The sequence below is a fragment of the Microlunatus sp. GCM10028923 genome, assembly GCF_042666975.1.
Lineage (GTDB): Bacteria > Actinomycetota > Actinomycetes > Propionibacteriales > Propionibacteriaceae > Microlunatus.
The window spans coordinates 285,315-296,961 of sequence record NZ_JBHTFF010000007.1 but is presented as its reverse complement, the minus strand read 5'-3'; the positions used below and the strand labels follow the sequence as shown (position 1 = coordinate 296,961).

13 protein-coding genes are annotated in these 11,647 nt (G+C 68.4%); 5 read left to right on the top strand and 8 right to left on the bottom strand.

What is annotated here, in order from left to right; all coding sequences use genetic code 11:
* Positions 1-452: hypothetical protein (locus ACFQU4_RS19225; protein WP_377494820.1), on the bottom strand; the 452-nt coding region annotated here is incomplete at its 3' end.
* A gap of 207 nt (positions 453-659) precedes the next feature.
* Between ACFQU4_RS19225 and ACFQU4_RS19220 the strand changes: the two genes are divergently transcribed.
* The 3 genes from ACFQU4_RS19220 to ACFQU4_RS19210 all read left to right on the top strand — a co-directional run bounded on the left by ACFQU4_RS19220 (position 660) and on the right by ACFQU4_RS19210 (position 4,397).
* Positions 660-1,874, top strand: coding sequence for an enolase C-terminal domain-like protein (locus tag ACFQU4_RS19220; RefSeq protein WP_377494818.1), 1,215 nt, complete (start codon positions 660-662; stop codon positions 1,872-1,874).
* A gap of 86 nt (positions 1,875-1,960) precedes the next feature.
* The gene (locus tag ACFQU4_RS19215) at positions 1,961-2,617 is read left to right on the top strand and encodes a hypothetical protein (protein WP_377494816.1); all 657 of its coding nucleotides are present in this window, start codon (positions 1,961-1,963) and stop codon (positions 2,615-2,617) included.
* Positions 2,618-2,726: 109 nt separating this feature from the next.
* A complete protein-coding gene (locus ACFQU4_RS19210) occupies positions 2,727-4,397 on the top strand; it encodes a GAF domain-containing sensor histidine kinase (RefSeq protein WP_377494814.1) in 1,671 nt (556 codons plus the stop codon).
* A gap of 6 nt (positions 4,398-4,403) precedes the next feature.
* Here the strand turns inward: ACFQU4_RS19210 and ACFQU4_RS19205 are convergent, their stop codons facing one another.
* The 5 genes from ACFQU4_RS19205 to ACFQU4_RS19185 all read right to left on the bottom strand — a co-directional run bounded on the left by ACFQU4_RS19205 (position 4,404) and on the right by ACFQU4_RS19185 (position 9,025).
* Positions 4,404-5,102, bottom strand: coding sequence for a response regulator (locus ACFQU4_RS19205; RefSeq protein ID WP_377494812.1), 699 nt, complete (start codon positions 5,100-5,102; stop codon positions 4,404-4,406).
* 73 nt (positions 5,103-5,175) lie between these two features.
* Complete coding sequence (locus ACFQU4_RS19200) at positions 5,176-6,474, bottom strand: GntR family transcriptional regulator (protein WP_377494810.1); 1,299 nt, start codon at positions 6,472-6,474, stop codon at positions 5,176-5,178.
* 427 nt (positions 6,475-6,901) lie between these two features.
* Positions 6,902-7,696 (bottom strand): hypothetical protein, encoded by a 795-nt coding sequence (locus tag ACFQU4_RS19195; RefSeq protein ID WP_377494808.1) that lies wholly within the window; start codon positions 7,694-7,696, stop codon positions 6,902-6,904.
* 44 nt (positions 7,697-7,740) lie between these two features.
* Positions 7,741-8,145, bottom strand: coding sequence for a VOC family protein (locus ACFQU4_RS19190; protein WP_377494806.1), 405 nt, complete (start codon positions 8,143-8,145; stop codon positions 7,741-7,743).
* Positions 8,146-8,149: 4 nt separating this feature from the next.
* Positions 8,150-9,025: a helix-turn-helix domain-containing protein gene (locus ACFQU4_RS19185; protein WP_377494804.1), complete on the bottom strand. Its 876-nt coding sequence runs from the start codon at positions 9,023-9,025 to the stop codon at positions 8,150-8,152.
* A gap of 22 nt (positions 9,026-9,047) precedes the next feature.
* Between ACFQU4_RS19185 and ACFQU4_RS19180 the strand changes: the two genes are divergently transcribed.
* A complete protein-coding gene (locus ACFQU4_RS19180; protein ID WP_377494802.1) occupies positions 9,048-9,869 on the top strand; it encodes a phosphotransferase family protein in 822 nt (273 codons plus the stop codon).
* Between the two features lie 43 nt (positions 9,870-9,912).
* On the opposite strand, the gene ACFQU4_RS19175 is transcribed toward ACFQU4_RS19180, so the two are convergent.
* A complete protein-coding gene (locus tag ACFQU4_RS19175; protein WP_377494800.1) occupies positions 9,913-10,833 on the bottom strand; it encodes a phosphotransferase enzyme family protein in 921 nt (306 codons plus the stop codon).
* A 74-nt stretch (positions 10,834-10,907) separates the two neighbouring features.
* Complete coding sequence (locus ACFQU4_RS19170; RefSeq protein ID WP_377494798.1) at positions 10,908-11,030, bottom strand: hypothetical protein; 123 nt, start codon at positions 11,028-11,030, stop codon at positions 10,908-10,910.
* Positions 11,031-11,100: 70 nt separating this feature from the next.
* On the opposite strand from ACFQU4_RS19170, the gene ACFQU4_RS19165 reads away from it, so the two are divergent.
* On the top strand, positions 11,101-11,433 hold the full coding sequence (locus ACFQU4_RS19165) for a hypothetical protein (RefSeq protein WP_377494796.1): 333 nt from the start codon (positions 11,101-11,103) through the stop codon (positions 11,431-11,433).
* Positions 11,434-11,647: the final 214 nt, after the last annotated feature.

Here is an 11,647-nt window from a genome sequence, read left to right as displayed (position 1 = left end):
CCGTAGCCGCCACCGGACTCGCCGCCGGAGTCACCGCCGCCGTAGCCGCCACCGGACTCGCCGCCGGAGTCACCGCCGCCGTAGCCGCCACCGGACTCGCCGCCGGAGTCACCGCCGCCGTAGCCGCCACCGGACTCGCCGCCGGAGTCACCGCCGCCGTAGCCGCCGCCGGAATCGCCGCCCGATTCGCCGCCGGAATCGCCGCCGCCGTAGCCGCCGCCCGACTCGCCGCCCGATTCCCCGCCGGAATCTCCGCCGCCGTAGCCGCCGCCCGACTCGCCGCCGGAGTCACCGCCGCCATAGCCGCCACCGGACTCGCCGCCGGAGTCACCCCCGCCGAAGCCGCCACCCGAATCGCCACCGTAGCTCTCGGATGAACCGCCAGATTGATTGTCATTCGAGCCGTACTGGTTCTCGTTCTCCTCGCCCGAGCCGAACGTTTCCTCGCTCATGTTTCCTCCGTTGGTCCTGGCCTACGTGGCTGGTCGTCTCACGAGCGCCGGGTGGCGTCGTGCTATTACAGTTATCGTGATTTGGAATCCCTGGCTAGGGGGTTCAGCTGATTTTGTGAGAATTTCGCCGAGATGTCGTCCGGCCCCACAGGGTTCCATGATCATCTTCTCTGGATGATCTTGAGTTGTGGCTGAGAGAATCCCGATGTGACGACGGTGACGAGGGTCCGCTGCCTGCGGACGAGACATGACGGAAGCTGGACGATTCTCAAGATCGAAACCGACCAGCCGGGTTTGTACGGCCTCGGGTCGGCGAGTGATCGCTACAATCCCGCCGCGGTGGTCGCGGTGATCGAACAGCTGTACGGGCCGATGTTGATCGGGCGGGAGGTCGCCGACATCGCCGACATCTGGCAGACTCTCTATTCGGCCGGCTACTGGCGGAACGGGTCCGTCAGCAACACAGCGCTGGCCGCGATCGACGTTGCCCTGTGGGACATCAAGGGCAAGGAGGCGGGCCTCCCGATCCACCAACTGCTGGGTGGGAAGGCGCGCTCGGCCGTTCCCTGCTATGCCCACGCATCCGGTGCCACGATGCCGGAGTTGATCGACGACGTCGAGCGTTACGTGGACACCGGCTGGCCGGTGATTCGCTGCCAGCTCGGGCCTTACGGCGGTGGCGGGTTCCTGAGCGGGCCGGCCGCGCGGTTGCCGCGCGACCCGTGGCAGAGCCGCCCGTTCGACGAGGAGGCCTATCTCGCGTCGACTCCGGCGATGTTCGCAGCCCTCAGGGAGCGCTTCGGTGCGGAGATCAAGTTCACCCACGACGTGCATTCACATCTGTCGCCGCAGAATGCGGTATTGCTCGCCCGCTCGCTCGAACCGTACGGCCTGTTCTTCGTCGAGGACATCCTGCCGCCGGAGCACGTCGACTGGTACCGCAATCTGCGGGCGTCGTCGACGACGCCACAGGCGGTGGGGGAGTTGTTCACGCATCCGTTGGAGTGGCGTCCGTTGATCACCGAACGCTTGATCGACTTCATCCGGACCCGGATCTCCAAGATCGGCGGGATCACGGCGGCGATCAAGATCGCGAACCTGGCCGAGGCGTTCGGTGTCCGTACCGCCTGGCAGGAGGGCGGCGACAACGACCCGCTGAATTTCGCCGCGGCCGCACAGGTCGATCTGGCCTGCTGGAATTTCGGGATCCAGGAGGAGAACCATTTCCGGGACGAGGAACGGGAGGTCTTCCCGGGCACTCCGGTCGTCGAGAACGGCTATCTCTATCCCTCTTCCGCGCCCGGGCTCGGGGTCGACCTGGACGAGTCGAAGGCAGCAGCGCTGCTCGGGGCCGACCCGGCCGCCTATCACCAGCCGTACGGGACCGACCGGAAGGCCGACGGCACCGCCGTACGTCCTTGATCAGCTGTTCTGCAGGGCCGAAGGTCCTGATTGCGGACGACCTTCGATTCTGCCGGTGGGGCGCCCCGCCGGGAGATCGTGAGGACATGATTGAAACCGCTGTGCCGCCGTGGATCCCGAATTTGTTGACCATCGCGGCGGGGCCGGAGGAACTGTTCGGGGCGCTCGGCGCCATTGTGGGTTCCTTCGTCGAGCACGAGAGCACGGTGCGCGCGGTGCTGCTCTCCGACGGCCGGTCCGCGACCGACGCCGAGTCGCGGCTGGAGCGGAGCCACCGGATCGTGGCCTCGTCGGAGCGCCTCGGCGTGGCGGAGCTCGTCCTGCTGGACCATCCGATCACCGACGTACCGTGGCTCGACCTCCCCGCTCTGGTACGGGAGTTGTCGATCAACCTGACTCGCCCGGACGCGATCCTGGTCGCCGACCCGAGTGACCGCCCGGCCCGCTCGGCCCGCGGCCGGCTCACCACCTACCGGGCGGCCGCACAGCTCGCCCGACTGGTCGGGGTTCCGCTGTACTGCTGGGCGGCCACCGCCCCGGACCGGATGCGGGACGGTGAGCAGGCGATCGAGGTGGTCGTCTCGCGCTCCCGCCAGCGATCCTCGACGCTGCGCTTCCAGGGCATCCCGGAGGCGCTCGGCCGGGTGTCCCGGCCCTGGCCCGAACGCGAGTACCTGACGCGTGAAGGCGCGGTGCCCGCATCCGCCGGCGGCACCGCTGAACGGCTCAGTTCGCACAGCTGAACGCCCGCCTGAACGTCCGGCGGCACTTTGGGAAGTCCCTTGCAGAACTCAGGGTGCTGACTCATGATGGCCTTACCCAAGGTTGGATACGGGTACGGGAGGGATCGGGGTGGACCGGCGCCATGTTCTCCCGACCCTTCCCCTGGATCAATTACTCAGCGAACTGCAGAACCGGCTGACCGCTGTCCTCTCCGCCCGCGACGGCGTACACGCCCTGTTCGACGCGGTGGTGACGATCGGCGCCGAGCTCGACCTGGAGACCGTGCTGCAGCGGATCGTCGAGGCGGCCAGAACCCTTGCAGACTGTCAATATGCGGCCCTCGGCGTGATCGGCGAGCAGGGTGAGCTCGCCGAATTCCTGCCGACCGGGATGACCGACGAGGAGATCGCCGGGATCCCGGAACTCCCGCACGGACGCGGCCTGCTCGGGATGTTGATCAAGGAACCACAGGTGCTGCGGCTGTCCGACCTGGCGTCCCATCCGGAGTCGTACGGCTTCCCGGCAGGGCATCCACCGATGCGGCGGTTCCTCGGCGTGCCGATCCTGATCCGCGACGAGTGCTTCGGAAACCTTTACCTGACAGAGAAAGCCGGCGGTCTCGAGTTCGACGAGCAGGACGAGACGATCGTGCAGGCGCTGGCCTCGGTGGCCGGCATCGCGATCAAGAACGCCCGGCTCTATCAGGAGACCAAGGCTCGCGAGGTGTGGCTCGACGCGATCGCCGAGGTGACCCGGATGCTGCTCTCCGGGGCCGACCGGCGGCAGGCGTTCGGCACCGTCGCGGCCCGGGCCCGGGAGATGACCGGTGCGGTCGCGGCCTGGATCATCCAGGCCGAGGGGGATCGGCTGCGGGTGGACGTCACCGACGGGATGCCCGAGCTGGCCGGCCGGGAGTTCTCCGCCGAGGGCTCGGTGTCCAGGCGGGTGCTGCAGACCCAGGAAGCGGTGCTGCTGACCGACCTGGACCAGGTGTCGGCGACCTTCGGGGTCGACCTGCCCGGTCCGACGCTGCTGCTGCCGCTCGGGGCCACGTCGCAGGGCATCCTCGCCGTCGCTCGGCGTACCGGCGGAGTGCCGTTCTCGGCCGACTCGATGCGGATGCTGGGCTCCTTCGGCCAGCAGGTCGGGGTGGTCATGGAACTCGCGGACGCGCGCCGGGAGGCGGAGCGGTACGGCCTCATCGACGACCGGGAACGGATCGGCCGCGATCTGCACGACGTCGTCATCCAGCGGCTGTACGGCGTCGCGATCCAGCTGGTCAGCGCCGGCCGGCTGACCGCGAAACCCCAGGTCGCGGAGCGGATCCAGTCCGCCGTGGACAACCTGGACGACACCATCCGGCAGATCCGCTCGACGATCTTCGCGCTGCAGGCGAACGACGGCGCGGTCGCCACCCGGCCCCGGGTCCGGATCACCCGGATCGTCGACCAGGCCGCCGACCAGCTGGGCTTCCAGCCCGCGGTCCGTACCTCCGGGCTGCTCGACACCAACCTGTCCGACCCGGTCGCCGACGATCTCGCCGCGGTGCTCAGCGAGGCATTGTCCAACGTGGTCCGGCACGCGAAGGCGACCCAGATCGACGTCGCGGTCGACCTGTCCGACGACGGTCTGCTCGAGGTCCGGGTGGTCGACAACGGCGTCGGCCTCGGTGCCGCCGACCGGCGCAGCGGGCTGGCGAACCTCGAACGCCGGGCGGTCCGCCGCGGCGGCGTGTGCGAGGTCAGCCCCGGCGACGAGGCCGGGACCGTGGTGGTCTGGCGGGTACCGGTGCGTCCGTGAGCGGACTCAGCCGTCGACGCCGCGGTCGCGATACGCGGCCCGGCGCCGGCCGGCCTTCAGCGTGGCGGCGAGTGCGGCGGCCTGGGTGCGGCGGCGCAGGTCGAGCTTGGCCAGCAGGTTCGACACGTAGTTCTTGACCGTCTTCTCGGCCAGATAGAGGCGCTCGCCGATCTGGCGGTTGGTCAGGCCTTCGCCGATCAGCTCGAGGATCTTGCGCTCCTGCGGCGTCAGCACCCGGGTCGGGTCCTCGTCCTCCTCGCTCCGCCGCCGCAGCTGCTCCAGCATCCGCGCCGTACTCTCCGGATCGAGCAGTGACTGGCCCGCGGCCAGGGCCTTGACCGCGCCGACCAGGTCAGTGCCGCGGACCTGCTTCAGGACGTAGCCGGCCGCGCCCGCCATCACGGCGTCGAACAGGGCGTCGTCGTCGGCGAACGAGGTGAGCATCAGGCACGCGGTCTCAGGATGGCGGGAGCGGACCTCGCGGCAGACCGAGACGCCGTCCCCGTCCGGCAGCCGTACGTCGAGCACGGCGACTCGCGGACGCAGGGCCAGAATCCGGGCGACCGCCTGCTCGGCCGACTCCGCCTCGCCGATGATCCGGATCTGTGGGTCTTCGGTGAGCAGGGCACGGACGCCTCGCCGGACCACCTCGTGGTCGTCCACCAGGACGACGGTGATCTCGCCGGCTGGTTCGGGGGCGTTCATCAATCCAGCTAAGCACAGCCACCCTGACGGGGGTGCGGGGCGAAAGACCCTTGCCCGAGCGGAACCGGGGATGCTAGGCCTGCGGCGCGCTGACGGCGCCGGCGACCGTGCTCGCCAGGATCGAGTCGAACGTCTGCGGCACCAGCGGCATCCGGTCGGTGTAGCTGATCTCGCCGAGCCTGCGATAGCCGTTGATCACCGTACGGGCCGCGGCCGGCGGGAGCTGCCAGCGGACCATCGACCGCTGCAGCGTCAGGTCCAGCAGCCGCCAGATCTCGTTGTTGTGCCCGGCCCGGCCGAGGAGTTCGTACACGGTGTGGACGGCGAGGCAGAGCGACTCCGGATCACCGTCGTCGTAGACCTGGCCGACCCGCCGGGCGGCCTCGGTGATCGCCGCGAACTCGGTCCGGGTCAGGTCCGGCAGCGCATGGTCGCAGAGCCAGCCGAGGAGCAGCCGGCCGACGTCGAGCAGGTCGACCAGGTCGTCGTCGGGCAGGGCGGCGACCCGGCGGACCCGGTGCGGCAGCCCGTCGATCAGTCCGACCACCATCAGGATCCGGATCGCCTCGCGGACCGGCGTCGAGCTGACCTGGTAGCGGCGGGCCAGCTCCGTTTCGCGGACCGGATCGCCGGTGCGCAGCGCGCCGCTCACGATGTCGGTCCGCAGCCGGCGCAACACGGTGTCGTGCCGGTTGTCGGTCTCGGGCCGCTCGGGCGGAACCTCCTCGGTGACGGCACGGTCGGTGCGCAGGGCCCGGTCGAGCTTGATCGTGAGTTCCTCGAGCGCCTCGGCGGTCTCCCGCTCGGCCCGCTTGAGCTGGCGGTCCCGGAACAGCTCGGCGATCCAGCGGATCCGGGCCGCCCAGGCCGGCCAGGGGAGCCAGAGCTCGTCCGGGAACCGGATCAGCGAGCCGGCCCGGGCCAGGGTCCGGTCAAGGGCCCGGGCCAGTTGCGGCTGCCGGCAGGCCCGGCCGAGTTCGGTGCCGAAGGAGTGCGCGGCCCGTTGGACAGCGGAGCCGTCCTGCCGGTCGAAGCGCGTCGCGATGTCATCGATCCGGTCGGCGAGCCGCTCCATCTCCGGCCCGGGGGCGCGGCTGTCGGCGCGATCGATCGCGGCGGGTACGAGCAGGCTGAGCAACTCCATCAACTCGACCGCACGGCGCGGGGTCGGCCGGGCGACCCGGCGTCTCCGGTTGGCGCCACCCTCGACGTATCCCTCGGCGACCAGATGCCAGACGGCTTCCCGTACCGGAGTGGGACTGACGCCCAGCCGAGCCGCCAGCTGCAGTTCGGTGATCGGCTCGCCGGGTCGCAACGCTCCGGTGAGGATCTCCCGCCTCAGCCGCCGCAGGATGTCTGGGTCATCCGTCACGCCATTCACCCCCGCATGAAATCTACAGATGAGCATCGTAGACGGATCAGATTCTGTCCGAGCCGATCCGTCCAGGCTTGCCGCGAACTCAGTCATGCGACGGCGCATATTCAAGCAGTTAGAGCATCATGGCGAGTTAAACGTCTCACAGTTATGCACAGAATCTTGCATCTGGCCACGCAGATTCTATAGATTGACTCCGGTTCGGGTGGGCCTGCTGATCGGGGCGTGGCTCCGCCGCGGACCTGGCGCCCGGGCCCCGACCACGTTCGGGGGATCGGTCGAGGCCTGGGCGTTCTTCCCTTCCGGGCGGTGCCGGCTCACTGCGGGTGGGCCGGCACCGTCTCGTTTCCGGCACCTTTGCGGTCAACGGATTCTTGGGTGAATTTCCGCCGGGTAGTCGCGGCGAAAGGTTCCTCCACACTTGTCAGCGTGAGGCGGCGAGCCAGGCCTGGTGGAAGGTCGCGTAGGTGGGGAAGCGGGTGGTGGTGGCTTCCTGGAGGACGGCGTAGTGGCGGTCGGAGCCGCGGAACGCGGGGCGGTCCAGGGTAGTGTCGGCGAGCAGGACCAGGGCGGCGCGGGCCATCACGTACGCCGTCGTACGGCTGTCGATCGGGGCGCAGAGGGAGAACTGTTCGGGCGCCATGAACCGGGTCGAGCCGAACATGCGGCCCATGTCGTTGCGGTGCGGCCCGCGCCGGTACGAGTCGAGGTCCATCACCGTCAGGCGTCGCCGCGGGAAGTCGTACAGCATCGCTCCGTCGTAGAAGTCGCCCTCCACCCAGCCCTCGGCATCCAGGTCGGCGTGCAGGCCGTACAGCGTGTCGAGCACCGCCAGGATGTCCGCCACCGGCAGCGCACGGAATCGATCATGGGCGCTGTCCGGGCCGCCGCGGTCCCCGAGCAGTTCGCCGTCCCGCCAGTCGTAGACCAGCAGCGGCCCCGCCGGGGAATCGATCACGGCATGCAGGGCCGGCAGTGCCGGATGATCAACGGTACCTGCAAGATCGACGGCGTTGCGCAGCAGCGCGACCCGGCCGTCGAAGTCCAGGTACGGATCGGGGTCTGCCGGGTCGCCGGCGGTCTTGATGAAGTAGCGGTTGTCACCGACCTGGATCCCGTACGAGACGTTGCCGGAATCCTGGGTGTCGAAGCGGGCGAAGATCGAACCGAGTTGCTCGAGGTAGTCGATCGGCCGGACGTCGATCTCATGGGGAAACACCTGGCGACCCTACGACCTCCTTGGCTGGGTCATCGCCCGCGCTGTCAATTGCCCCGATAGGTGCCGAAGCTCCAGAGGCAACCTTCGGGATCGGCGACTGTTGCGTCCCGGGTGCCACGCGGCGAGGTCTCCGGACCGCCGGCCGGTCGGGCCCCGGCCTTCAGTGCCCGCTCGTACAAACCGTCGGGATCGTCCGTGTACAAGTAGATCCCGACCGGTATCCGGGCCCCGAGATCATCGAAGCCGACGGTCGTCGCGTCAGCGCTGTGGATCGTGATGATCGCGCCCGAGCTCCAGCGCAGCACTGCCTGATTGACTGCGCCGGGTGCGTCGCCCGGGTAGTGGGCGAGCTGATCGAACCCCAGTGCCTGCTTGAGGAATCGGACAGCTGAGGTGGCGTCGCGATAGCCGAGGCTTGGCCACAGTTTCGGTTGTTCGGTCGAGTCCATGCAGTCAGCCTGCGCCGGACGTGGGCTGACTGTCTTGGACGAAAGGGAGGTCTTCGGAGCGGAGCCAGGTCGAGGGCGCGCAGCCGGCCAGCTGATTCCAGTCCCGCGTCAGGTGGGCCTGGTCGTAGTAGCCACATCGTGCCGCGATCTGGGACAGAGTCATGCCCGGACCTGGCCGGTGGTGCCTGGCGCGTCCAAGGTTCTTGATCAACTCGCTGGATCGTTCGAACCGAATGATCCTGGCGGCCTGCTTCGGCGAGATGCCGTACTCCCGGACGAACTGGTCCCTCAGCTGGCGGTGGCTGTAGCCCGACTCCGTGGCCAGCGCTCCGATCTGAACCGCACCGCCAGCCGTCAGGATGCGGTGCCAGGTCCGCTCGGCGGGTCTGTCCGCTGCGCCATGATCGGGATCACGGGCGGCCAGCTTTCCCAAGGTCTGATCAAGGACCACCCAACAGGCTTCCCAGTTGATCGCCAGCGCCAGCCGTTCCGTGATGGTCCCGGCCGCAGTTCCGAGCACCGCATCAAGATCAACAATGTGTCCGGCAAGCTCGGCAGCCGGAACACCCAGCAGCCTTCTCGCGCCGAGCGGAGTCAATTCGAGTGAGACGTTCCGCATCGAGCCGCCGTGCCCCACCTGCACTGGTTGATGGTGTAGTCCGCCGACCAGCCCCCGGTACGAGCGGCCGTCCGACCCGTCGCCGGTGTTGATCATGAGCGGCCGGCCGAGGCAGAAGATGAACTCGAGATGGTGCGAGGGAAGACCGCGATGCACGCCCGGCGCGAATCCCTCGAACCTGGACCCGTGATAGCGCCGGACCAGCCCACGAAGCGCGGGCGCCGGCGTTCCCGTCGCTCCGATGGCTACCGGGTCCTCCATGACCTCACGATAGGACAGTTCCATGATCAGGATGCTGGTCGAGGCAGAAGCCGACGCCGCCCGTCCCTGCCACACTGGCGGCGTGGAGGAGTCGTATCGGAAGCAGCGCCGACCAGCAGAGATCGGATCGATCCCGGACGTCTTGCAGATGTTCACTCGCGAGGTTCGCTTCTACCGCGAGATCGCACCGTCGATCAACGTTCGCGTACCCGCCTGTCGACGTGCCGAGATCGCAGCGGACGGCGCCACCCGGTTGGACCTGGAGGATCTCTCGGCCTGGCGACTCGGCGCAGATCCGGAGGCTGCGGCCGGCACGCTGCGACTGCTGCATGATCGATGGGAGGTCGAGGCCGGGCGCCGCTGGGCGTGGCTGCCGCGCGCTGACGTCACGCATCTCGTCGACGCATTGTTCACGAGGTCCTGGACCGAAGGCCGGCACCGGCGCGACCTGTCGTCCCGGGTCCGCGACCTGGGAGACCGGCTGGTCGGCAGAGTGGCCGAGGTCGAGCACCGCGCGAGCGTCGCTGCTCCGCTCACGCTGACGCACGGGGACGCCTCGTCGCTCAATCTGCGGACCTCGCCGGACGGCGAGATCGCCCTGCTCGATTGGGAGGACGTCGGCCTTGGTCCCGGTGTCACCGATCTCGCCTGGCACCTGGTCTCCAGTGTCGACCCGGCCTCCTGGGATGACGCGCTGGCTTCGTACGGTCCACACGACGGGCTCGCCGCCTGTCTGCCCGCGGCCGCCATCCAGGCCTGTCTCAGCCTGCTCGACGAACCCGAGGATGCCGTCAGCGTTGCCGGATGGGTCTCACGGCTCGAGGAAGTCGCCCGAAGGATCTGAGGCCAGGATTCCCCATCCCTGCGGGCGATCCGGGCGCCGCGACTCAGTTCAGTTGCGCGTCCCGGTCGGCCAGCCAGTGACAGGTGCGGATCAGCCCGGTCACATACGAGCTGGAGTCGTCACCCTGGCCCAGGCACCACTCGGCGGCGTCGAGTTCGTTGATCAACAGGGCCGGGCCCAGCGCGTCCCGTTCCTGACCCGAAAGGCGGCTCGCGGCATCGAAGCCGGAGAGCAGCGCGTCGACCAGGTCCAGGAAGGCGGGCCAGCGTTCGCGGGGAGCGTCTATCGTGCCGAGCACTCGGTTCCCCAGCCACCGATTGACGTCGCAGATCCGAGGTGCGGTGGACAGATGATCGAGATCGATGAATCCGACGACGTGACCCTCACGGATGAGGATGTTGCCGTCGTGACAGTCACCGTGGGTCAGCTGCCGGGGCAACCCGGCGGTCGCGGCGGCGAGCCTGGGGGACAGCCGGTCGAGTTGTCGGGCGAGGCCCGGGTCGGCCGCGCGTACCAGGGGAAATGCGGCCGGGCCGACCCGCCGATCGAGGACGACTTCGTACGAGCCGCTGGGGTAGGGGCAGGCGGCGAGCGCGAGCAGCATCCGGGCGATGGCTTCGCCGACCCGGCGATAGATCTCCCGGGCGTCCGGCCGCTGCTCGAGATCGTCGGTGTCGAAGGGAATCCGGGGCAACAGCAGGTAGAACTCGCCGTCGCGTTCGGTGCAGATGCAACCGTCGTCGGTGATCACCGGCAGTGCGACAGGGACCCGTGCTCCCTGCAGCACGGACAGGATCCGGAACTCGCGGGCCAGCCGCAGCCGGGGCGCCTCGGGATCCCACACCATAGACCGCTTGAGGACGTACTCCCGGCCGTCCTCGGCCGTGACCTGTCGGACCCGGCCGTCCGGCTCGCCCACGATGGGGTCGGATCCGAGCACACTGGCCCATGCTTCGAGCGGCATGCGGGCACCTTACGGTGACGACGCCTTGTGCGGATCAAGCAGATCGGAATCGATCCCGTCTGATCAGGCTGCAGTCAGGGATTGCAGGTGACGCCGGTCGCGTGCACGGGGCAGTAGCCGTTCGGGTTCTTGTCCAGGTACTGCTGGTGGAAGTACATCCCTTCAAATACAAGCTTGGCCGCCGATGGCTGATCCACCACCACTCACCCCGCCCGGCCTATCCTCAACAACTAGACGATCGAACATACATTCGATTATGGTCGTTGGATGGCACGTCGGCGTCGCGGTGATCCGCACCAAGTTCTCATCTCTGGGCTGTCGAGCACAGCTCGCAAGCTCGCCCTGGAAGGCGTCCCGCGGCAGGAGGCGCTGGCGTTCCTGCGCGGAATGGCCGATGGCAGAACCGATGTGCTTGTCGAGGCCGGCGGGCGGGCCGCTGGCAACTGGTTTGGGCGGCCAGAGCTGGATCCGAGCGGGATCAACCTGGCGACGGCCGCACTGCTGCTCTCGGCTGGGGTCAGGGTTGACTCGGATGACCTCAAGGGCTGGGTTCAGGTCGGGTACGACCTTTCGTCGATCAACAACATGAGGAGGGCCTAGGCGGGGGCCCCTGTTCACCCCCATGCCCCAGCCATCACTCGGCAAGCTGCCTGTGCTGGGGCATGGGGGTGAATTCGTCTGACAGAACTGACAATGTCGACAGAAGTCTGAACTTCCTAGTCAGACGCGTGTTTTGGCGTCAGTGTCGAATTTGACGTTTCCTCCGTTTCTCTGACAAAAGGCGCCCGGACGTCGCTTGAAGTGCCCCATCTCC

What these genes read in the sequence shown, in the direction of transcription:
- ACFQU4_RS19215 (WP_377494816.1), top strand. Translation starts at nt 1,961, where the DNA reads ATGATTGAAACCGCTGTGCCGCCGTGGATCCCGAATTTGTTGACCATC.
- ACFQU4_RS19205 (WP_377494812.1), bottom strand. Translation starts at nt 5,102, where the DNA reads ATGAACGCCCCCGAACCAGCCGGCGAGATCACCGTCGTCCTGGTGGAC.
- ACFQU4_RS19190 (WP_377494806.1), bottom strand. Translation starts at nt 8,145, where the DNA reads ATGGACTCGACCGAACAACCGAAACTGTGGCCAAGCCTCGGCTATCGC.
- ACFQU4_RS19185 (WP_377494804.1), bottom strand. Translation starts at nt 9,025, where the DNA reads ATGGAGGACCCGGTAGCCATCGGAGCGACGGGAACGCCGGCGCCCGCG.
- ACFQU4_RS19180 (WP_377494802.1), top strand. Translation starts at nt 9,048, where the DNA reads ATGATCAGGATGCTGGTCGAGGCAGAAGCCGACGCCGCCCGTCCCTGC.
- ACFQU4_RS19175 (WP_377494800.1), bottom strand. Translation starts at nt 10,833, where the DNA reads ATGCCGCTCGAAGCATGGGCCAGTGTGCTCGGATCCGACCCCATCGTG.
- ACFQU4_RS19165 (WP_377494796.1), top strand. Translation starts at nt 11,101, where the DNA reads ATGGCACGTCGGCGTCGCGGTGATCCGCACCAAGTTCTCATCTCTGGG.